Source organism: Kitasatospora sp. NPDC001539 (assembly GCF_040298565.1).
In the GTDB taxonomy this organism is placed as follows: domain Bacteria; phylum Actinomycetota; class Actinomycetes; order Streptomycetales; family Streptomycetaceae; genus Kitasatospora.
The window spans coordinates 19884-39815 of record NZ_JBEPAK010000005.1; the positions used below are offsets into that span (position 1 = coordinate 19884).

General features: G+C 74.4%; 22 protein-coding genes. 12 read left to right on the plus strand and 10 right to left on the minus strand.

Annotated features, from left to right (window positions below; translation table 11 throughout):
* Positions 1 to 2 precede the first annotated feature (2 nt).
* Entirely contained in the window at positions 3 to 1013 is a 1011-nt protein-coding gene (locus ABT247_RS02270; RefSeq protein WP_350736596.1) for a GNAT family N-acetyltransferase, read from the minus strand.
* Between the two features lie 134 nt (positions 1014 to 1147).
* On the opposite strand from ABT247_RS02270, the gene fdxA reads away from it, so the two are divergent.
* Both fdxA and dapC read left to right on the plus strand, forming a co-directional pair.
* Complete coding sequence (gene fdxA, locus ABT247_RS02275; protein WP_030287402.1) at positions 1148 to 1474, plus strand: ferredoxin; 327 nt, start codon at positions 1148 to 1150, stop codon at positions 1472 to 1474.
* Between the two features lie 20 nt (positions 1475 to 1494).
* On the plus strand, positions 1495 to 2643 hold the full coding sequence (gene dapC / locus ABT247_RS02280; protein WP_350736599.1) for a succinyldiaminopimelate transaminase: 1149 nt from the start codon (positions 1495 to 1497) through the stop codon (positions 2641 to 2643).
* 93 nt (positions 2644 to 2736) lie between these two features.
* On the opposite strand, the gene ABT247_RS02285 is transcribed toward dapC, so the two are convergent.
* Positions 2737 to 3540 (minus strand): hypothetical protein, encoded by an 804-nt coding sequence (locus tag ABT247_RS02285; protein WP_350736601.1) that lies wholly within the window; start codon positions 3538 to 3540, stop codon positions 2737 to 2739.
* Positions 3541 to 3849: 309 nt separating this feature from the next.
* Positions 3850 to 4917, minus strand: a complete 1068-nt coding sequence (locus ABT247_RS02290; RefSeq protein WP_350736603.1) for a VldE C-terminal domain-containing protein — start codon at positions 4915 to 4917, stop codon at positions 3850 to 3852.
* 145 nt (positions 4918 to 5062) lie between these two features.
* Here ABT247_RS02290 and dapE point away from each other — a divergent pair, with 145 nt between their 5' ends.
* Complete coding sequence (dapE, locus tag ABT247_RS02295) at positions 5063 to 6139, plus strand: succinyl-diaminopimelate desuccinylase (protein WP_350736606.1); 1077 nt, start codon at positions 5063 to 5065, stop codon at positions 6137 to 6139.
* Between the two features lie 178 nt (positions 6140 to 6317).
* The gene (locus ABT247_RS02300) at positions 6318 to 7127 is read left to right on the plus strand and encodes an LOG family protein (RefSeq protein ID WP_350736609.1); all 810 of its coding nucleotides are present in this window, start codon (positions 6318 to 6320) and stop codon (positions 7125 to 7127) included.
* 79 nt (positions 7128 to 7206) lie between these two features.
* On the opposite strand, the gene folP is transcribed toward ABT247_RS02300, so the two are convergent.
* A complete protein-coding gene (folP, locus tag ABT247_RS02305; protein WP_350736732.1) occupies positions 7207 to 8019 on the minus strand; it encodes a dihydropteroate synthase in 813 nt (270 codons plus the stop codon).
* Between the two features lie 181 nt (positions 8020 to 8200).
* Between folP and ABT247_RS02310 the strand changes: the two genes are divergently transcribed.
* Both ABT247_RS02310 and ABT247_RS02315 read left to right on the plus strand, forming a co-directional pair.
* Entirely contained in the window at positions 8201 to 8623 is a 423-nt protein-coding gene (locus ABT247_RS02310) for a DivIVA domain-containing protein (protein ID WP_350736612.1), read from the plus strand.
* Positions 8620 to 9237, plus strand: coding sequence for a DNA-3-methyladenine glycosylase I (locus tag ABT247_RS02315; RefSeq protein WP_350736615.1), 618 nt, complete (start codon positions 8620 to 8622; stop codon positions 9235 to 9237). The genes ABT247_RS02310 and ABT247_RS02315 overlap by 4 nt, the downstream gene beginning before the upstream one ends.
* 3 nt (positions 9238 to 9240) lie before the next feature.
* Here ABT247_RS02315 and ABT247_RS02320 read toward each other — a convergent pair whose 3' ends face one another.
* Positions 9241 to 10041 carry an enoyl-CoA hydratase-related protein gene (locus ABT247_RS02320; protein ID WP_350736617.1) on the minus strand — a complete coding sequence of 267 codons (801 nt, stop codon included), beginning with the start codon at positions 10039 to 10041 and terminating at the stop codon, positions 9241 to 9243.
* Between the two features lie 295 nt (positions 10042 to 10336).
* Between ABT247_RS02320 and ABT247_RS02325 the strand changes: the two genes are divergently transcribed.
* Entirely contained in the window at positions 10337 to 10504 is a 168-nt protein-coding gene (locus ABT247_RS02325) for a DUF3117 domain-containing protein (protein ID WP_014137929.1), read from the plus strand.
* A 127-nt stretch (positions 10505 to 10631) separates the two neighbouring features.
* Here ABT247_RS02325 and ABT247_RS02330 read toward each other — a convergent pair whose 3' ends face one another.
* Positions 10632 to 11264, minus strand: coding sequence for an O-methyltransferase (locus tag ABT247_RS02330; protein ID WP_350736735.1), 633 nt, complete (start codon positions 11262 to 11264; stop codon positions 10632 to 10634).
* A 286-nt stretch (positions 11265 to 11550) separates the two neighbouring features.
* On the opposite strand from ABT247_RS02330, the gene sigE reads away from it, so the two are divergent.
* The 4 genes from sigE (at position 11551) to ABT247_RS02350 (ending at position 14738) form a co-directional block, all read left to right on the plus strand.
* On the plus strand, positions 11551 to 12282 hold the full coding sequence (sigE, locus tag ABT247_RS02335; protein ID WP_502892367.1) for an RNA polymerase sigma factor SigE: 732 nt from the start codon (positions 11551 to 11553) through the stop codon (positions 12280 to 12282).
* Complete coding sequence (locus ABT247_RS02340; protein ID WP_350736622.1) at positions 12279 to 13268, plus strand: anti-sigma factor family protein; 990 nt, start codon at positions 12279 to 12281, stop codon at positions 13266 to 13268. The genes sigE and ABT247_RS02340 overlap by 4 nt, the downstream gene beginning before the upstream one ends.
* 129 nt (positions 13269 to 13397) lie before the next feature.
* Positions 13398 to 13835 carry a sec-independent translocase gene (locus tag ABT247_RS02345; RefSeq protein ID WP_350736625.1) on the plus strand — a complete coding sequence of 146 codons (438 nt, stop codon included), beginning with the start codon at positions 13398 to 13400 and terminating at the stop codon, positions 13833 to 13835.
* Positions 13836 to 14057: 222 nt separating this feature from the next.
* A complete protein-coding gene (locus tag ABT247_RS02350) occupies positions 14058 to 14738 on the plus strand; it encodes a hypothetical protein (protein ID WP_350736629.1) in 681 nt (226 codons plus the stop codon).
* 157 nt (positions 14739 to 14895) lie between these two features.
* Here ABT247_RS02350 and ABT247_RS02355 read toward each other — a convergent pair whose 3' ends face one another.
* From ABT247_RS02355 to ABT247_RS02370, 4 genes are all read right to left on the minus strand, one after another.
* Positions 14896 to 16056: an Mrp/NBP35 family ATP-binding protein gene (locus ABT247_RS02355; RefSeq protein ID WP_350736632.1), complete on the minus strand. Its 1161-nt coding sequence runs from the start codon at positions 16054 to 16056 to the stop codon at positions 14896 to 14898.
* A 56-nt stretch (positions 16057 to 16112) separates the two neighbouring features.
* Complete coding sequence (locus ABT247_RS02360) at positions 16113 to 16661, minus strand: DUF1003 domain-containing protein (RefSeq protein WP_392894689.1); 549 nt, start codon at positions 16659 to 16661, stop codon at positions 16113 to 16115.
* A gap of 76 nt (positions 16662 to 16737) precedes the next feature.
* On the minus strand, positions 16738 to 18024 hold the full coding sequence (locus tag ABT247_RS02365) for a magnesium transporter MgtE N-terminal domain-containing protein (RefSeq protein WP_350736635.1): 1287 nt from the start codon (positions 18022 to 18024) through the stop codon (positions 16738 to 16740).
* Between the two features lie 151 nt (positions 18025 to 18175).
* Positions 18176 to 18715, minus strand: coding sequence for a hypothetical protein (locus tag ABT247_RS02370; RefSeq protein ID WP_350736638.1), 540 nt, complete (start codon positions 18713 to 18715; stop codon positions 18176 to 18178).
* Between the two features lie 139 nt (positions 18716 to 18854).
* On the opposite strand from ABT247_RS02370, the gene ABT247_RS02375 reads away from it, so the two are divergent.
* Positions 18855 to 19850, plus strand: a complete 996-nt coding sequence (locus ABT247_RS02375) for a DMT family transporter (RefSeq protein ID WP_350736640.1) — start codon at positions 18855 to 18857, stop codon at positions 19848 to 19850.
* The last annotated feature ends 82 nt before the right edge of the window (positions 19851 to 19932 follow it).

Sequence of the window (19932 nt, forward strand, 5' to 3'; positions counted from 1 at the left end):
GGCTACTCCTGGGGAAGGAGCGCGTAGTGGTAAGTGTGACTGGTCGTGAAGCCGAGTCCGTCATAGAGCGCGATCGCACCGGCGTTCTCCGCCTCGACCTGCAGGTACGCGCCGCTCGCCCCCTCCTCGGCCGCCCGGGCGGCGAGCACCGCCATGACGGCGGTGGCCAGCCCGGCCCGGCGGGCGTACGGCTGGACCTCGATCGCGCCGAAGCCGGCCCACGGCCCGTCGACCACGCAGCGTCCGATGGCCAGCGGCGGCTGCCCGGAGGCGCCCGGCACGGTGGCGAACCAGACCGAGGAGCCGCCGTGCAGCACCCGTCGAGCCGCCTCCTCCAGCGCCGCGTCCCCGCTCACCCGCCGGTACAGCGACATCCACTCCGGCCCCGCCGTCCGCGACAGGCGCACCCGGTCGTGCCCCGTGCCGAGCCGGGCCAGCCCGGCCAGCGGGGCGGTGCGCACCAGGGTGGGCGCGTACCCGGCGCCGAGCCGGTCGAGCTCGCCGCGCAGCGCTTCCGGCGAGCCGGGGGTGACCACCTCGACGTACGCGGGCAGGCCGCGCGCGGCGTACCAGTCCCGGACGGCTGCCAGTGCCTGCGGCAGCGGCAGCCCGGGGTCGCCGAGCGCCTGGACGGAGTTGGCCCGCCGGGTGAAGCCGGCCGAGGCCCGCAGCGTCCACTCGCCGAGCGGCTGCTGGTCGACGGCCGGCCAGCCGCGCCCGGCGATCCGCTGGAGTTCGACGGGCTCGGCCGCCGGCCGGGGCACGCGCCGGGCCGGGAACAGCGGGACGACCTTGCCCGCGACCAGGAGTTTCTCCGGGAAGGAGACCGGCTCGCCCGAGCGCGGGGCCACCGTGAGACCATGATCGTCCCAGGATGTGAGCACGCCGATCACATCGCGAAACACCGGGCGGTCGTCCACGAACTCCGACACGCGCCGCACGGACACGCGTCGTCCCACGTCAGAGCGATCTATCCGGACTTCCGGACGGGTCTCCAGCGGGTCCCGAGTCATGATCCGGCCACCTCCTGTGCATTTGCGGTCTCCGACCCGCGATACTAGGGGCGGGCATCGACGACGCCGCGCTCACCGCGCACGCGAGCAGAACAGAACGGGCCGCCAGGGCCCTTCCGAGGAGGAACGACAGCGTGACCTACGTCATCGCGCAGCCTTGTGTCGACGTGAAGGACAAGGCGTGCATCGAAGAGTGCCCGGTTGACTGCATCTACGAGGGCCAGCGGTCCCTCTACATCCACCCGGATGAGTGTGTCGACTGTGGTGCTTGCGAGCCGGTCTGCCCGGTCGAGGCGATCTTCTACGAGGACGACACTCCGGAGGAGTGGAAGGACTACTACAAGGCGAACGTCGAGTTCTTCGACGACCTGGGCTCGCCCGGCGGCGCCTCGAAGCTCGGCCTCATCGAGCGGGACCACCCGTTCATCGCCGCTCTGCCGCCGCAGAACGCCGACCACTGACGATCGGTGGCTACTGAGCTGTGAGCACGAACAGCACGCGAGCGCCGCTCCCGGGCCACCCGGGGGCGGCGCGCCGCGTTTCCGACCGGCTCCCCGTGTTCCCCTGGGACAAGCTGGAGCCCTACAAGGCCACCGCCCTCGCCCACCCGGGCGGCCTCTGCGACTTCTCCGTCGGCACGCCCGTCGACCCGGTCCCCGAGGTGATCCAGAAGGCGCTGGCCGCCCACACCGACACGCCCGGCTACCCGACCGTCTGGGGGCCGCTGGAGCTGCGCGAGGCGATCGCCGGCTGGCTGGACCGCCGCTGCGGCGCCGTGATCGGCCCGCAGGCCGTCCTGCCGACCGTCGGCTCGAAGGAACTGGTGGCGTGGCTGCCGACCCAGCTCGGCCTCGGCCCGGGCGACCAGGTCGCCCACCCCCGGCTCGCCTACCCGACCTACGAGGTCGGCGCCCGGCTGTGCGGCGCCGAGCCGGTCGCGTACGACTCCGTGGACGAGCTGGACGGCTCCCGGGTGCGCCTGCTCTGGGTGAACTCGCCGTCCAACCCGACCGGCCGGGTGCTCGGCGCGGACGAGCTGCGCCGCGCCGTCGAGTGGGCCCGGGAGCACGGCGCGCTGCTGGTCAGCGACGAGTGCTACCTGGAGCTGGGCTGGGAGGCCGAGCCGGTCTCGGTGCTGCGCCCGGACGTCTGCGGCGGCGACCACACGGGCCTGCTGGCCGTCCACTCGCTCTCCAAGCGCTCCAACCTGGCGGGCTACCGCGCCTCCTTCGTCGCGGGCGACCCGGTGGTGGTCAGGGAGCTGCTGGAGGTGCGCAAGCACGGCGGGATGATCGTGCCGGCGCCGGTCCAGGCGGCGACGGCCGCGGCGCTGGCGGACGACGCCCACGTGACCGAGCAGCGGGAGCGGTACGCGGCCCGGCGCTCGGCGCTGCGGGCGGCGCTGGAGGCGTACGGCTTCCGCATCGAGCACTCCGAGGCGAGCCTCTACCTGTGGGCGACCCAGGACCGCCCGTGCTGGGAGACCGTGGCCGAACTGGCCGGTCTGGGCATCCTGGTGGCGCCCGGGGACTTCTACGGGCCGGCCGGCGAGCGCTTCGTCCGGGTCGCCTTCACCGCGACCGACGAGCGGGTCGCCGCGGCCGTCGAGCGGCTGGGCGCGGCGCGCTGACGATCCGGCGCAGCCGGCGTCGCGGCCGGGCCGACGACACGACGAAGGGGACGGTGTTCCGAGCGGAACACCGTCCCCTTCCGCATGCGCGGACTACACCGGCAGGCCGCTGATGCTGCCGCCGTTGACGCCGCCCAGCAGGCCGCCGACCGGGCCGAGCGAGTTGGTCAGGCCGGACAGCGGGTTGTTCGGGCCGAGGTCGGCACCGCCGAGGCGGTTGGCGGAGCCGTGCTCGGCGAGGCCGAGGACGTCGGTGCCGGGCAGGCCACCGGGCAGGGCGTGCTCGACCGGGCCGAGCGGCAGCGCGCGCTCCACCGAGCTGAGCGGCAGCGCGTCGGTGACGGCGCTGGTGCCGGGGACGGCACCGGAGAGCTTGTCGGCGCCGGGGACGGCGTGGGCGACGGAGCCCGCCTGGCCCAGGCCGCCGACGGGGCTGGCGGCGGCGTCGGCGCTGCGGGTGCCCATGCCCTTGCCGGTGACGGCCTCGCCGAGCTTGCCGGCCAGCGCCGAGGCGACCTTCGGGGTGACGGCGGAGAGCTGGCCGGTGGTGGCGGCGGTCTGGTCGACCGGGGCGGTCAGCGAGCTGGCCTTCTCGTTCGCCTCGGGGAGCTGGTGGGCGACGATGCTGCCGGCGGCGTCGGCGGAGGCGGGCACGCCCGCGGCGACGGTGGCCGCGCCGGTGGTGCCGGCCGCCTGGCCGAGCTGGTGGGTGGTGTGCTGGAGGGTGGAACCGGTGTCGGTGTTGGTCAGCTGGCCCAGCGGCGCCGCGAGGTCGCTCTTGGGAAGCAGGGCGTCCCCGCCCAGGGCGGACGCGGAGCCGGCGGCGACCAGCGGGGTCGCGCCGGCGGCCACGACGAGCGCGGCCTGGGCGATCCGGCGCGTGAGGGGGTGAGACATGGGGCTCCTCGAAGGGGTCTGGGTCCGTCCCGTCCACCGGGTGGACGACCGGGCCTGGACGGGACCGGGCGGACGGTGTTGTTACCGCTTGAGAAGCCAGAAGGTTTCGGCCGGTGCAAGGAAAGTTCCCAGCCGACCATCGGATCGTATGACTGCAGCGGAAGGGCCTGCGGACTCCTGTCGCGCGCCCCTGCACCGGCGCGCGCCAAGGGGAGTGACGGTTCTCCAGCCGGGATCGCCGGAACGGGCGGTCGGTCCACCGAAGTTGACCGGAACCACCCGTTCGGCGGCAACCCGTACACCAGTGCGTCAGCCCTTGTCGTACGGCGCGAGGGTGACCTGAACGAGCTTGGTCGACGTTCCCGAGGTCTGGGTCTGCCAGCCGTCCTCGGACTTGGTCTTGCGCCAGATCTTCCCGTCGTAGGCGACCGTCGCGATGCCCAGCTGCTGGGCCTGGGCCACCGCCCAGTGGGCCACCTCCCAGCCGCTGGTCCGCTCCGCGTTCGCCCCGGCGTCGGCCCCGCCGTCCGCCGAGGAGGTCAGCGCGGCGGCGGCCGGGTCCGGCGTCAGCGCGACGGCGTTCTCGGCACCCTTGATCGTCGAGGTGTAGCCGGTGGCCGGGGTGACCGTCCGGCCGAACTCCCGGCGCACCCGGTCCGACAGCACCTGGGCGCGGTCCGGCTGCGCCGCCGGGGCGGCCGAGGCGCTCGCGGTCGGGGAGGACGAGTCGCCCGGGTCCGGCTTGGCGTAGTCGTGCACCACGCAGCTGAAGGAGGCCGGCTCGCGCCCGGCCAGCGCCGAGGTGAGCAGCGTCGCCTTGGTCTCGTGCTTGGCGTAGGCCTGGGGGTAGCCGCTCTTCTGCACGGCCTGCGCCGCGTCGGTCAGCGGCATCCGGGTGTAGCCGGGGACCTTGACCAGGCCGTCCAGGAACTTGTTGGTCGCGTACACCGGGTCCGCGATCTGCGCCGGGGTCCCCCAGCCCATCGAGGGCCGCTGCTGGAACAGGCCGATCGAGTCCCGGTCGCCGCCCGCCAGGTTGCGCAGCTTGGACTCCTGCATGGCGGTCGCCAGCGAGATCGCGGTCGCCCGGTCCGGCAGTCCGCGCGAGCGCGCCACCGCGGCGATCGTCGCGGCGTTGGCGGCCTGCGGAAGCTCCAGCGTGCCGCTGCCGGCCGCGGTCTTCACCGAGCACTCCTCGGTGGCACCCGGCCGGAACCCGAACCACCAGATCCCGACCACCGCCAGGCCCGCGACCATCGCCAGGCCGACCAGCCCGACCAGCACGAGCAGCAGCGCACGCACCGGACCGGAGCGGCGGGGCGCCGCTTCGTCGCCCTGCTCCTCGTCCAGCTGCCCGCCGCGCCTTCTCCTGGCCACCCTCGCCCCTCTCGCGCCCGCCGTCCTGATCCGACACCGTACCGACTCGGACGGGTGTGCGGCGCACCCCGGTTGCCGATCCGGGTGCCGAGCGCGTCACAGCACGAGCCCGTGGAGCGCCCACCCGCACGGCTAGGCTGACGCCATGAGCAGCCCGAACCCGACGCCCCTGGACCTCACCCTCGACGGCGGCACGCTGACCGCCCGACTCGTCGACTTCCCCTCGGTGAGCGGCGACGAGCAGGCGCTCGCCGACGCCGTGGAGGCCGCCCTGCGCGGCTACCCGCACCTCACCGTGGACCGCTACGGCAACAACGTGGTCGCCCGCACCCACCTGGGCCGCGGCGAGCGCGTGGTCCTGGCCGGCCACCTGGACACCGTGCCGATCGCCGACAACCTGCCCTCGTACGTCGACGGGGACCTGCTCTACGGCTGCGGCACCTCGGACATGAAGTCCGGCGTGGCCGTCGCGCTGCGCCTGGCCGCCACGCTGACCGAACCCAACCGCGACCTCACCTACGTGTTCTACGACTGCGAGGAGGTGGAGGCCCACCGCAACGGCCTCGGGCACCTGGCCAAGGACCGTCCGGAGTGGCTGGCCGCCGACTTCGCGGTGCTGATGGAGCCCAGCGGCGCCGTGGTCGAGGGCGGCTGCCAGGGCACCCTGCGGGCGCAGATCCGGCTCACCGGCGTGCGCGCCCACGCGGCCCGCAGCTGGCTCGGCGACAACGCCATCCACCGCGCCGCCGAGGTGCTCACCCGGCTCGCCGACTACCGGCCGCGCCGGGTGGAGATCGACGGCCTGGAGTACCGCGAGGGCCTCAACGCGGTGCGGATCGACGGCGGCGTGGCCGGCAACGTGATCCCGGACGAGTGCGTGATCACGGTCAACTTCCGTTACGCGCCGGACCGCAGCGAGGCCGAGGCGGAGAAGCACGTGCGCGAGGTCTTCGACGGCTTCGAGCTGACCGTCACCGACTTCGCCCCGGGCGCGCTGCCCGGCCTCTCGCAGCCCGCCGCGCAGGCCTTCCTGGCGGCCACCGGCGGCCAGGCCCGGGCCAAGTTCGGCTGGACCGACGTCGCCCGGTTCAGCGCGCTCGGCGTGCCGGCGGTCAACTACGGGCCCGGCGACCCGAACTTCGCGCACAAGCGGGACGAGCACTGCTCGCTGAGCGCCATCGCCGAGACCGAGGCCCGGCTGCGCGCCTGGCTGACCAGCTGACCGGTCCGACCGGCCGACCGGCCTCACCGGTCCGACCAGCCGACCGTCCGACCGGCCTGACCAGCCGATCCCCGCAGCGGCGGTCGGTCCGGCGAGCAGCCGGACGCCACCGTCCGGTTCCCCGATCGACCTCCTCCCGTTGCCTGAAAACGGGGGAAGGTCGACGTAGGGTTTCGTCATGACAGGCACAGGAGACGACAAGCACTACGGACACGGCCCCGAGCAGGTCGGCGTGCCCCGGAAGACGAAGGCCTGGCCCGAGAAGCAGAAGGGCCCGGTGCTGGTGCGCCGGGATCAGGTCGGCACCAGCACCACGGACCAGCGCCTGCTGGACACCACCGGCCCCACGGACTGGCTGCACACCGACCCCTGGCGGGTGCTGCGGATCACCTCCGAGTTCGTCGAGGGCTTCGGCGCCCTCGCCGAACTCCCGCCCGCGATCAGCGTCTTCGGCTCCGCCCGGACGCCCGTCGACTCGCCGGAGTACGAGGCCGGGGTGGCCATCGGCCGCGCCCTCGCCGAGGCCGGCTACGCGGTGATCACCGGCGGCGGCCCGGGCGCCATGGAGGCCGCCAACCGCGGTGCCTCCGAGGCCGGCGGCATGAGCGTCGGGCTGGGCATCGAGCTGCCCTTCGAGCAGGGCCTCAACGAGTTCGTCGACCTCGGGCTGAACTTCCGTTACTTCTTCGTCCGCAAGACGATGTTCGTGAAGTACGCCCAGGGCTTCGTGGTCCTGCCCGGCGGCCTCGGCACGCTGGACGAGCTGTTCGAGGCGCTGACCCTGGTGCAGACCAAGAAGGTCACCCGCTTCCCGGTGATCCTCTACGGCAGCGCCTACTGGGGCGGCCTGTACGAGTGGCTGAAGAGCACCCTGGTCGCGCAGGGCAAGGCGGCCCCCCACGACCTGGAGCTCTTCCACATCACGGACGAGATCGACGAGGTCATGAAGATCCTCGCCGACGCCCGCCGGCCGGTGAACGAGATCTAGCCGGCGAACCGGAGCCCGCCGGTGGGCGGGATCCGGCCGAACGGGACCGGGCGGCCGTCGGAGGAGGGCCGCCCGCCGTTCACGCCAGCCCCCGGCGGGCCACCGCCGGGGGGCGGGTGCCCCGGATCGAGGCGACCATGTCCAGCACCTCGCGGGTCTGCGCGACCTGGTGCACCCGGTAGACCCGGGCCCCCAGCCAGGCCGAGACCGCGGTGGTGGCCAGCGTGCCCAGCAGCCGCTCGTCCACCGGCTTGTCCAGGGTCTCCCCGACGAAGTCCTTGTTGGAGAGCGAGACCAGCACCGGGAAGCCGGTCGCGGTCATCTCCGGCAGCCGCCGGGTGGCCTCCAGCGAGTGCCGGGTGTTCTTGCCGAAGTCGTGCCCCGGGTCGATGATCACCGCGTCCCGGCGGACGCCCAGCCCCACCGCCCGCTCGGCCAGCCCGACGGTCACCCGCAGGATGTCCGCCATCACGTCCTGGTAGCCGACCCGGTGCGGCCGGGTGCGCGGCTCGGCGCCGCCCGCGTGGGTGCACACCAGCCCGACGTCGTACCGGGCGGCCACCTCGGCGAGCTTCGGGTCCACCCCGCCCCAGGCGTCGTTCAGCAGGTCCGCGCCCGCCTCGCAGACCGCCTCGCCGACCTCGTGCCGCCAGGTGTCCACGCTGATCACGGCGCCGGGGTGGCGCTTGCGCAGTTCGGCGACGAAGGGCACGGTGCGCCGCAGCTCCTCCTCGACCGAGACCTCGTCCCCGGGGCCGGCCTTCACCCCGCCGATGTCCAGGATCGCCGCGCCCTCGGCCACCGCGCGCTCGGCGGCGGCGAACGCGGCCTCGTCGGCGAAGGTCGCGCCCCTGTCGAAGAACGAGTCCGGCGTGCGGTTGACGATCGCCATGATCACCAGCTCGTCGTCACCGAATTCGCGCGGTCCCAGGCGCAGTGCCACCGATGTCTCCTCCACAGCTCCTGCGGGTGCGATGATGGCCCCCGGCCTCACTTGGGGACCATGCTGTCATGATCAGTCTGGTTCGCTGGCACTTGATCGAGGACCGGCCGGGAGTTCGGGAGGACAGCTCGTGTTCTGGGTGATCGTGGTCGCCATGGCCGTGGTGGTCGGCGGCGCCGCGCTGGTGGCGCTGGGCGGGGGCGGCTCGATGCCGGAGGCGGTGCCGGACCGCATCTCCGCGCGGCTGCCGCAGGACCGCCCGCTGAGCAAGACGGACGTGGACGACCTCCGGCTGCCGATGGCCGTGCGCGGCTACCGGATGGACGAGGTGGACGACGTCCTGGACCGCCTCGGCGCCGAACTGGCCTACCGCGACGCGCGGATCGCCGAGCTGGAGGCCGCCGCCCACCTGCGCGGCGCGGTCGAGGCCACCACCGCCCCGGATCCGGCGGCCGAGCCGCTGCCCGGCCTGGAGGAGTTCGCCAAGGTGGTCCGGCCGGCCGCGGCGCCCGCCGAGGCCCCCGAGGACGCCGAGCCCCGGAGGGACCGGTGACCGAGGCCGCCGGGTTCCCGGCCGCCCCCGCCGGCGCGGTGCTCGGCGCGGACGGCCTGCGCCGCTGCGGCTGGGGCGACTCGACCGACGACTACCGCGTCTACCACGACACCGAGTGGGGCCGCCCGGTGCACGGCGACGACGCCCTGTTCGAGCGGGTCTGCCTGGAGGCCTTCCAGTCCGGTCTGTCCTGGCTGACCATCCTGCGCCGCCGGGAGGGCTTCCGGGCCGCCTTCGCGGGCTTCCGGATCGCCGAGGTCGCCGAGTTCGGCGAGGCGGACCGGGAGCGGCTGCTCGCCGACACCGGCATCATCCGCAACCGGGCCAAGATCGACGCGGCGATCGCCAACGCCCGGGCCGCCCGGGACCTGGACGGCGGGCTGGACGCACTGATCTGGCGGTTCGCCGGGGACCCGGACCGGCCGGCCCCCCGCACCCTGGCGGAGGTGCCGGCCGTCACGCCCGAGTCGACGGCGCTGGCGAAGGCGCTGAAGAAGGAGGGCTTCCGCTTCGTCGGCCCGACCACCGCCTACGCCCTGATGCAGGCCTGCGGTCTGGTCGACGACCACCTGGCGGACTGCCACGTCCGCACCGGCGGCAGGCGGGGGCGCTGAGCCTCAGCGCCCGACGTACTTCGGCTTCTCCTTGGCGATGAAGGCGCGCACCGCGATCCGGTGGTCCTCGCTGTCGCCGGCCAGGGTCTGCAGCTCGTCCTCCTTGTCGAGCAGTTCGTCCAGCGAGTGCGAAGCGCCGTACGCCAGCGACTCCTTGATGGCGCCGTAGGCCACGGTCGGGCCCTCGGCCAGCTCGCGGGCGAAGACCCGCGCGGTCGCGGCGAGTTCCTCGGCCGGCACGACCTTGGTGGCCAGGCCCAGCTCCATCGCCTCGGCGGACTTGACCGTCCGGGGGAGCATCAGCAGCTCGGTGGCCTTGGCGTGCCCGACCAGCCGGGGCAGCGTCCAGGACGCGCCCGAGTCGGCGGTCAGACCGATCCCGGCGAAGGCGGTGTTGAAGCCGGCCCGGTCGGAGAGGATCCGGAAGTCGCAGGCGAAGGCGAGCGAGGCGCCGGCGCCGGCCGCCACCCCGCCGACCGCGGCGACGGTCGGCTTGCGCATCCCGGCCAGCGCCCGGGTCAGCGGGTTGTAGTGCTCGGCGACGGTCCGCAGCGCGCCCTCGCCGGTCTCGTCGGCCCGCTTCAGCATCGCCAGGTGCTCGTTGAGGTCCTGCCCGACGCAGAACGCCCGGTCGCCCGCGCCGGTGAGCAGCACCGCCCGCACCGACCGGTTTCCGGCGGCCTCGGTCACGGCGTCGCGCAGCGCGACCTTGGTGGCGACGTCCAGCGCGTTCATCGCCTCCGGGCGGTTGATGGTGATGACGGCGAGGCCGCCGTCCAGCTCGTACAGGACGGAATCGGACATGGGCGAGGGCTCCTCAGCGATCGTCGCGTGGGTGGTCGTGCCAGGATGCCGGAGCGCGGGGCGGGGTGGGGAGTGTGAGGTATCGCACCTTCCCGCGGTGTCGCCACCGCCGCCGCGCCGGGGCTTATGACGCCAATTGGGGCGGTTGGAGCCGGTCCGGCCGAGGTTGCACCGAGAGTGATGTTGGTCATCAGGCCGTGGCATGCGGGATAATGGCTTCCGATCAATGCGTTCGATACCGGCGGTGGACGGACTGCCGGTGCGTAGCTGAGCGGTTGCAGGAAGGGGAACGAGCATGGCGGCCATGAAGCCGCGGACGGGTGACGGCCCGCTCGAAGTCACCAAAGAGGGGCGGGGCATCATCATGCGCGTTCCGCTCGAAGGCGGCGGACGCCTCGTGGTGGAGCTCACGCCTGACGAGGCCGACGCCCTGGGCGAAGCCCTGAAGAAGGCCTGCGGCTGACCGCAGCGGGTGCTCGCCGTCTCCTGGAGACGTACCGCCGGGCCCGGGCACGACGTCATGTCGGCCCGGGCCCGCGCGTTCCCCGGACCGGCGGGGAGCACCGGCGCCGCACCGGCCGCGGCGGACCTCAGCGCTTCACGGCGCACAGCAGCCCGTCGGAGACGGGCAGCAGGGCGGGCAGCAGCGCCTCGCTCTCCCGGACGTCCCGGACCAGGTCGCGCACCGCGCCGGTCTGCGGGTCCTGGAGCTCCGGCTCGGCCAGCCGGCCCTCCTGGAAGACCCCCTCGAAGCAGACCATCCCGCCGGGGCGCAGCAGGCGCAGCGCCTCCAGCAGGTACTCCCGGGACTCGGCCGGATCGCCGTCGCAGAACACCAGGTCGTACTGGCCGTCGGCGAGCCGCGGCAGCACCTCCAGGGCCCGGCCCGGTATGAACCGGGAGCGGTTGGCCGCGAACCCGGCCGCCTGGTAGGCCTCGCGGGCCAGCTGCTGGCGCACCGGCTCCGCGTCCACGGTGGTGAGCACGCCGTCCGGCCGCATCCCGCGCAGCAGGTAGACCCCGGACACCCCGGTGCCGGTGCCGATCTCGGCCACCGCCTTGGCGTCCAGCGCGGCGGCCAGCAGCCGCAGGCACGCGCCGCCGCTCGGGCCGATGGCCCGTATCCCGGTCCGCGCGGACTGCGCCCGGGCGTAGGTCAGCACCGCGTCCTCGCCCACGTAGGTGTCGGCGAGGGCCGCGCGCGCGGGCCCGAACTCGCTGATGGCTGCCTCTTTCGGAGCCCCGGGCGGCGGCCCGGTGCGGGGGATGTCGATATTTCCTGCCACAGATTACTGGCCGGGCGGGAACCGCGTACTGCGGCGGGCCGTTGTCATCGTGACCGGGTGCGGGAGACCTCCCGGGCACTTTTATCCGGGCTTGACGGGTGAGGTGGATATGGTGGTGGCCCTGCTGGGCAGAAGAGCCGACCGAGGAGGTGTGGCCGAGGGCGACGTCCCCGTGCGGCGGCACCCCCGCGGCACCGCGTCGGCCCGTACGCCGAAGCCCGTGATGAACCAGCCTGCGCACTCCGACCTGGACCAGCCCGCCGCCGAGACGCCGGCCGCCGGTACCACCGAGGCCCCCGCCCTCGCGACCTTCGCCGAAGGCCCCGACGCGCAGACCTGGACTCCGCCCAGCTGGGAGGAGATCGTCGAGGCGCACAGCGCCCGCGTCTACCGCCTCGCCTACCGCCTGACGGGCAATCAGCACGACGCCGAGGACCTCACCCAGGAGGTCTTCGTCCGGGTGTTCCGCTCGCTGTCCACCTACACCCCCGGCACGTTCGAGGGCTGGCTGCACCGGATCACCACCAACCTCTTCCTGGACATGGTCCGCCGCCGCCAGCGCATCCGCTTCGATGCGCTCGGCGAGGACGCGGCCGAGCGGCTCGCCTCCCGCGAGCCCAGCCCGGCCCAGCACTTCAGCGACACCCACTTCGACGCCGACGTCCAGCAGGCCCTGGACACCCTCGCCCCGGAGTTCCGCGCCGCCGTGGTGCTCTGCGACATCGAGGGCCTGTCCTACGAGGAGATCGCCGCCACCCTGGGCGTCAAGCTCGGTACCGTCCGCAGCCGCATCCACCGCGGCCGCTCGCACCTGCGCGCCGCGCTCAAGCACCGCGCCCCCGGCCAGGCCCCCGGGCGCGAGCGCCGCGGCGGCTCGGAGGAGCCGGTGCCGGTCGGCGCCGTGGCCGCCGAGGTCGCGGCCGCACCGGGTGGGCGCGGACGGAGGCGATGGTGAGCGGAACCAGCCGGTCCGGTCCGGAACGGTCGGGGTCGTCCGACCGCGCCCAGACCCGGCGGAGCTGGCCGCTGGGCCGCCGGGCCGGTGACGACCCCGGCGAGCCGCTGCCGCCCGCCGTCCCGCTGCCGCCCGCCGTCCCGCTGCCGGGCGACACGGAGCTGCGCGCGGTGCCCGTACGGCCCGTCGAGCCCGCCGCCGAGGAACACCACCTCGGGGAGCGGCTCTCCGCGTTCCTGGACGGCGAGCTCGGCCACGACTCGCGCGAGCGGGTCCAGGCGCACCTAGCGACCTGTCCCCAGTGCCTGGCCGAGGCGGACGAGGGCCGCGCCGTCAAGCACCTGCTGACCCGCACCGACACCCCGGGCCCCTCCTCCGCGCTGATGGCCCGGCTGATGGCCGTCGGCAACCTCCCGGACGACGGCCCGGCGGACGCCGGCTGGCGCGACGACGACGACCTGCCCGGCGGCGGGGTCGCCGCCACCGGCACGCTCGGCGGCAGCCGGCTCACCGGCGGCTCCTTCGGCCGCGGCGCCGGCGCCTCCTTCGGCGCGGGCGCGCTCGGCGCCGGCGCCCCGGTGCCCGGGGTGGACCCGCGGGCCTTCGGGCGCGGGTCGGTGCTGCGGCCGCTGATGGGCCGGCGCACCGGCCGCCCGGAGCCCACCGCCCGTCCGGAGCCCGCTGCGGCCGCCGGCCGCGCCTCCGCGCGCGGGCGCCGCCTCGTCTTCGCCGCCGCGGGCGCCTTCTCGGTCGCCGCGGTGACGCTCGGCGGCGTCGGCGGCCTCGCCCAGGGCGAGGACCAGCACGGCACCACGGTCAGCCCGATCAGCGGCGGCGGCCGCGGCGGCGGCCTCGTCCCGATGTCGGTGCAGGTCCCGGTGGACTTCCAGGCCCATCCGGTCGTCGCCACCCGCGGAGCGAGCCCGTCCTCCCCGCCCGAGCGCTACCCGGGCAGCGTCGCGGCCCTGCGCCAGCAGATCCGCTAGCGCACCCACCCCTCCTCCGGGCCCGGCCACCGGCTGGTCTTTACCACGGCTTCATCGCAGCGTGGGTCAGGGACCCACCGGTGGCCATTACCCTGGAGGAACCGTCGTCCGGCGAGCTAGGGAGCAAAGGTGTTCAGCGACGTAGGCGGGCTGGAGATCCTGACCCTCATCGTGATGGCGATCATCATCTTCGGCCCCGACAAGCTGCCGAAGCTGATCCAGGACACCATGGGCTTCATCCGCAAGGTCCGTTCCTTCGCCGACAACGCGAAGGAGGACATCCGCAGCGAGCTGGGCCCCGAGTTCAAGGACTTCGAGTTCGAGGACCTCAACCCCAAGACCTTCGTCCGCAAGCAGCTCATGGGCGGCCAGGACGACCCGCTGGGCCTCAAGGACATGAAGGACTCGCTCGACATCCGCTCCGTCCTGGACGACCGGCCCGCGGCGCCCGTGAACGGCCGGGCGGGCAGCGTCAGCTTCGAGAAGGCCGCCCCGGCGGCAGCCGCCTCCACCGGTGCCCCGCTGCAGGCCGGCGAGCGCCCGCCGTTCGACCCCGACGCCACCTGAGGGCCCTTTCCCGCCCCGCGACGACGGGACGCCGCCGCCCCGCCCGGCCGCCCGGCTGAGCGGGGCAGCGGCGTCCGCGCCGCTATTGTGCTGATTGTTCCCGCTGAGCCGTCCGTCACATCCGCGCCACCACGGACCGCGAACGGCCCCCCGGGAACGCCGAGGTGCGCCACCATGGGAGCGCTCCACGGCAGGCACACGTGCGTTTGAGGAGGCCCGGGGATGGACGCGACGAGTCAGGCGGGAGGGGCGACGGCCACGGCCGGCGGCCCGGTGGTCGGCGGACAGGCCGGCCCGGCGGACCCGCTGCTGCCCTACCTGTCCGCCGACTTCCCCTGGTACGGACTGGACGACGGCTGGACCGGCCGCCGCTACCTGATGCAGGCCGGCGCCGGCGGCCCCCGGGCCGGGGCGGCGGGCGGCAGCGTCGACTACGGCACCCTGGGGCACGGCGACGAGCCGGCCAAGCAGTACGAGCCGCGGGACGTGCGCAAGTTCGCGGTCGTGGTGACGGTGGCCCGCCGGGACAGCCGCCGCAGCGCCGACAACACCGGCACGCTGGAGGCGACCTCCGCCTCCTCCGCCGCCTGGCTGGCCGGCTCCGGACTGCTCGCCGCGACCTGGCCCGGCCAGCTGGACCGCGCGCTGCGCCAGGACTGGCTGGACCAGCAGAGCTCCCTGGCCTGGGACCTGGCCGACGACCTGGCCGGCCCCGGCTGGTCGACCCTCAGCCTGCCGGTCAACGGCCTGCCGCAGCCCTTCCGCTACCGCGAGTCGGAGTACGGCTGGGTGCTCGCGGGCGAGGCCCCCGGCGTCCTGCTCGGTGCCTACGGACGCGGCGTCAGCGCCTACGGCGTCGGCTTCGCCACCGTGGCCGACCTGGGCGGCTACACCCGCCCGTAGGACCGCGGAGACACGGCGACGGCCGGGCGGAAACCTCCGCCCGGCCGTCGTCCGTCCGCCGTCAGGACCCGCTCGGCCGCCAGGGGCCCGGTCGGCCGTCAGGGCCCGCTCGGCCGCCAGGACCCCGGTCGGCCGTCCGGCCCGCTCGGCCGCCCGGTCAGAACTTGTTCTTGGGCGTCAGCCCGAGCGACATGCCCGACAGGCCGCGCTGGCGGCCGCCGAGCTTGCCCGCCACGGCGCGCAGGGCGGCGCCGGCCGGGGAGTCGGGGGCGGCGAGCACGACCGGGCGGCCGTCGTCGCCGCCCTCGCGCAGCCGGACGTCGATCGGGATCGAGCCGAGCACCGGGACGGTCGCGCCGACGGTGCGGGTGAGCGCGTCCGCGACGGTCTGACCGCCGCCGGTGCCGAAGACGTCGATCATCTCGTCGCAGTGCGGGCACGGCATGCCGGACATGTTCTCGATCACGCCGACGATCTTCTGGTGGGTCTGCACCGCGATGGTGCCGGCCCGCTCGGCCACCTCGGCGGCGGCCATCTGCGGGGTGGTGACGATCAGGATCTCCGCGTTGGGGACCAGCTGGGCCACCGAAATCGCGATGTCGCCGGTGCCGGGCGGCAGGTCCAGCAGCAGCACGTCCAGGTCGCCCCACCACACGTCGGCGAGGAACTGCTGCAGCGCGCGGTGCAGCATCGGGCCGCGCCAGACCACCGGGGCGTTGCCCGGGGTGAACATCCCGATCGAGATGACCTTCACGCCGTTCGCCTGCGGCGGCATGATCATGTCCTGGACCTGGGTCGGCCGGCCCTCGACGCCCAGCATGCGCGGCACGCTGTGGCCGTAGATGTCGGCGTCCACCACGGCGACCTTCAGGCCGTCCGCGGCCATCGCCGCGGCCAGGTTCACCGTCACGGAGGACTTGCCGACGCCGCCCTTGCCGGAGGCGACGGCGTAGACGCGGGTCAGCGTGCCCGGCTTGGCGAACGGGATCTCCCGCTCGGGGGCGCCGCCGCGCAGCAGCTGGGACAGCTCCTTGCGCTGCTCGTCGCTCATCACGTCGAGCTCGACCTCGACACCGGTCACGCCCGGCACCCTGCCGACCGCCTCGCGGACGCGGGTGACGATGGTGTCGCGCATCGGACAGCCGGAGACGGTCAGGTAGACCGCGACGCGCACCGCGCCGTCCTCGGCGATCTCGACCGATTTCACCATCCCGATCTCGGTGATCGGGCGGTTGATCTCCGGGTCGTTGACGGTCGCCAGGGCCTCGCGCACGGACTCCTCCGTGACGCCTGCCGCGACCTCTGTCTCGTTGGCCATGCCTTGATGGTACGGCTCCGGGCGAACCGGTTAACCGGTCGGTAGCGTGCCGCCGGTCACAAGGCGCCGGAGGCGTCCCGGCGTTCGTCCATCTCCTTGAGCAGCGACTGCAGTTCCGAGCGGATGAAGTCCCGCGTGGCGACCTCGCCGAGCCCGTGCCGCAGCGCGGCGACCTCGCGGGCCAGGTACTCGGTGTCGGCGATGTTGCGGTCGCTGCGGGCCCGGTCCTGCTCCATGTTGACCCGGTCCCGGTTGTCCTGGCGGTTCTGCGCCAGCAGGATCAGCGGCGCCGCGTAGGAGGCCTGCAGCGACAGGGCCAGGGTGAGGAAGATGAACGGGTACCTGTCGAAGCGCACGGCCGACGGCAGCAGGGTGTTCCACCCTATCCAGATGACGACCACCACCGTCATCCAGACGATGAATCGCCCGGTGCCGAGGAAGCGGGCGATCCGCTCGGACAGCACCCCGAAGGCCTCGGGGTCGTAGGAGGGCAGCGAGAGCAGGCCGGGCCGGGCGGTGCGCGGCTGGTCGAGCCGGGCGCGCCCGGAGCCCGTGATCGGCGCCGTCTCCAGGCGCTCCCGGCCGCCGCCCTCGCGGGTGCGCAGCTCGCGCAGCTGGCGCAGTTCCCGCAGCTCGCGCTGCAGGCGGCGGCGGGCGGAGTCGTCCGTCCGTCCGTTGCGGTCACCGTCCACCGGGCGCCTCCTCGTTCTCGTCGTCGCGGGCGTGCAGGGCGGCGTCGCGCCAGTCCTCGGGCAGCAGGTGGTCGAGCACGTCGTCGACGGTCACCGCGCCCAGCAGGTGGTCCGCCTCGTCGACCACCGGCGCGGCCACCAGGTTGTAGGTCGCCAGGTAGCTGGTGACCAGCGACAGCGGGGTGTCCGGCGGCAGCGGGTCCAGGTCGTCGTCCACCAGTGAGCCGACCAGGACGTACGGCGGCTCGCGCAGCAGCCGCTGGAAGTGCACGGTGCCCAGGTAGCGGCCGGTCGGGGTCTCGTTCGGCGGCCGGCAGACGAAGACCTGCGCGGCCAGCGCGGGCTTGTGGTCGCTGATCCGGATCCGGGCCAGCGCCTCGGCGACGGTCGCGTCCGGCTCCAGCACGATCGGCTCGGTGGTCATCAGACCGCCGGCGGTGTCCTCCTCGTACGTGAGCAGCCGGCGCACCGGCTCGGCCTCCTCCGGCTCCATCAGCTGGAGCAGCCGCTCGGCCTCGTCGCCGGGCAGCTCGGAGAGCAGGTCGGCGGCGTCGTCCGGGTCCATCGCCTCGAGGACGTCGGCGGCGCGCTCGTCCTTCAGCTTGCCGATGATCTCGACCTGGTCGTCCTCGGGCAGCTCCTCCATGACGTCCGCGAGCCGCTCGTCCGGCAGTGCGGCGGCCACCTCGGCGCGGCGCTTGGCCGACAGGTGGTGCATCACGCTGGCGAGGTCGGCCGGGCGCAGCTGCTCGAAGGTGGCGAGCAGGTTGGCCGCGCCCTGGTCCTGCTCGGGCAGGGCGAAGCCGGTGACGTCCTGCCAGTCCAGGGTGAGCCGCTCGCCCTTGGCCTTGCGCAGCCGGCCGGCCCGGCCGACCTGGACGAAGACCTTGCTGATCTCCCACTCCCGCAACCGGGTCTGCACCATGCCGACGTCCAGCACGGTGACCTCCTCACCGGTCTTGGACCAGATGACGGTGCGGTCCAGCAGTTCGCCGAGCACCAGGGTCTCGGACGGGCGCTGCTCGAAGCGCCGCAGGTTGATCAGGCCGGTGGTGAGCACCTGACCGGACTCCAGGCTGGTCACCCTGGTCATCGGCAGGAAGATCCGGCGCCGGCCGACGACCTCGACCACCAGGCCGAGCACCCGCGGCGGGCGCCCGCCGAGCCGCAGCGAGACCACCACGTCCCGGACCCGCCCGACCTGGTCCCCGTTCGGGTCGAAGACCGCGATGCCGGAGAGGTGGGAGATGAAGACCCGGGTCCCTGGCCCTGCCATGAACTCCCTCTGATCGCTCGATGCCTGGTCAGGGCGCGCCCAGCGCGCCCGCGGCCAAGGCTACCCGTGCGCCGGGGACCGGGCCCGCCGAGGCACGGTAGCGGCCGCGGGCGTCGCGCACGCGGACTCCTCCCGACGGTCGGGGGAACCGTCAGCGGCGCTTGAACAGCAGCTTGGGCAGACCGGCCGGAATCGGGCGGCGGGTGGTGGCCCCGGTGGGCATCGGCCGGGCCGCGAGCGAGCCCTCCGGCATCGCCCCCGGGCGCTCGCTCAGCGCACCGGTGGGCTCCAGCCGCAGCACCCGGCACTCGCGGGCCCAGCGCTCGGCGATGGTGTCGGTGTCGGGAGCGTTCAGCCGCTTCCCCTTGAGCTCCTCCACGGCGCCCAGCCAGGCCTCGCTGCCCGGTGCCGGCTCGACCACGACGGCGGCCCAGCCGGTCAGCCGGCCGCCCTTGTCCTTGCTGCGCACGGTGACCACGGCCCCGGCGCCCGGCGTCAGGCCGTGCAGCGGCTGCTCACCGCCCCCGCCGACCACCACCACCGCGCCGTCGTGCCAGGCGTGCCAGAGCGGACGGGCGTGCTCCTCGCCGTCCGCGCGCACCCAGAGCAGCCCGGACTTCTTCGCGGCCTCCTCCAGCAGGGCCTGGTCGAGGAAGTCGTCGGCGGTCGCGGCGGCGGGCGTACGGTCCATGGCGGACAGCGTACGGGGTCGCCGCAGCCCTCGTCCCGCCCCGTCCACGAGACGTCTCAGCCTCCGGAAGACAGTTCCATTGCGGCGCCACGGGCCTTACCGTATGAGCGGCCCGACCACGTGACCCCGAAGGAGCGCCGTGCCCGCCGCCCGGCCCGCGACCGCCCCTGCCACCCCTGCTGCCCCCGCGACCGCCCCTGCCGGCACCGCGTCCGCCGCTGCCGCGCCCACCGGCGCCGCGTCCGCCGCCGCCGACCCGCGGCCGGCGCACCCGCTCCCCACCCTGGACCTGCTGCTGCTCGCCGTCTCCATCGGCGGCATCTCGCTCTCGGGCCCGCTGATCAGCGCCACCGCCGCGCCCGCCCTGGCGATCGCCTTCTGGCGCAACGTCATGTCCGTCGGCGTCCTCGGCCCCTACGCGCTGCTGCGCCACCGCGCCGAACTGCGCGGCATCGGCCGACGGGCGCTGCTGCTCGCGATCGCCGCCGGTGCACTGCTCGCCGTGCACTTCGCGCTCTGGATGCCCAGCCTGCGGATGACCTCGGTGGCCTCCGCCACCGCCCTGGTGACCACCACTCCGCTGTGGACCATCCTGCTGATGCGGCTGTTCGGCGTCCGCGCCCCGCGGATGGTCTGGCTCGGCACCGTGGTCGCCTTCGCCGGCGTGCTGGTGCTCACCGGCGTCGACCTCTCGCTCTCCCCGCGCGCCCTGCTCGGCGACGCCCTCGCCCTGGCCGCCGGCCTGGCCGCGGCCGGCTACATGCTGCTCGGCGCCGAGGTCCGCAAGACCGTCAGCACCACCGGGTACACCCTGGTCTGCTACGCCACCACGGCGGTCGGCCTGCTGGTGATCTGCCTGGCCACCGGGACGTCGCTGTCCGGCTGGTCGGCCGGGGCGTGGTGGCAGATCGTGCTGCTGATGGCCACCGCCCAGCTGCTCGGGCACTCGCTCAGCAACCGGGTGGTGCGCAACCTCGGCCCGTCGATCACCTCCACCGCGATCCTGCTGGAGACGCCGGGCGCCGCCCTGATCGCCGCCCTCTGGCTCGGCCAGTGGCCCCCGGCGGCCGCCTACCCGGCGGTGGTGCTGATCCTGCTCGGGCTGGTCCTGGTCGCCCGCGGCGGGCGCAGGTAGCCCCGGGGCCGAGCAGGGCCGGGCGGGGTGGGCGCGGTCGGCGGCGGGACGTGCGGGGTGGCGGGCGTGCGGCGGCGGGACG

Bases quoted from the DNA above. Each gene is read 5' to 3' on its own strand.
- ABT247_RS02270 (WP_350736596.1), bottom strand. From the start codon at position 1,013: ATGACTCGGGACCCGCTGGAGACCCGTCCGGAAGTCCGGATAGATCGC.
- ABT247_RS02320 (WP_350736617.1), bottom strand. From the start codon at position 10,041: ATGTCCGATTCCGTCCTGTACGAGCTGGACGGCGGCCTCGCCGTCATC.
- ABT247_RS02325 (WP_014137929.1), top strand. From the start codon at position 10,337: ATGGCGGCCATGAAGCCGCGGACGGGTGACGGCCCGCTCGAAGTCACC.
- ABT247_RS02355 (WP_350736632.1), bottom strand. From the start codon at position 16,056: ATGGCCAACGAGACAGAGGTCGCGGCAGGCGTCACGGAGGAGTCCGTG.
- folP (WP_350736732.1), bottom strand. From the start codon at position 8,019: ATGGCGATCGTCAACCGCACGCCGGACTCGTTCTTCGACAGGGGCGCG.
- ABT247_RS02365 (WP_350736635.1), bottom strand. From the start codon at position 18,024: ATGGCAGGGCCAGGGACCCGGGTCTTCATCTCCCACCTCTCCGGCATC.
- ABT247_RS02370 (WP_350736638.1), bottom strand. From the start codon at position 18,715: ATGGACCGTACGCCCGCCGCCGCGACCGCCGACGACTTCCTCGACCAG.
- dapE (WP_350736606.1), top strand. From the start codon at position 5,063: ATGAGCAGCCCGAACCCGACGCCCCTGGACCTCACCCTCGACGGCGGC.
- sigE (WP_502892367.1), top strand. From the start codon at position 11,551: ATGAACCAGCCTGCGCACTCCGACCTGGACCAGCCCGCCGCCGAGACG.
- ABT247_RS02285 (WP_350736601.1), bottom strand. From the start codon at position 3,540: ATGTCTCACCCCCTCACGCGCCGGATCGCCCAGGCCGCGCTCGTCGTG.
- ABT247_RS02300 (WP_350736609.1), top strand. From the start codon at position 6,318: ATGACAGGCACAGGAGACGACAAGCACTACGGACACGGCCCCGAGCAG.
- ABT247_RS02350 (WP_350736629.1), top strand. From the start codon at position 14,058: ATGGACGCGACGAGTCAGGCGGGAGGGGCGACGGCCACGGCCGGCGGC.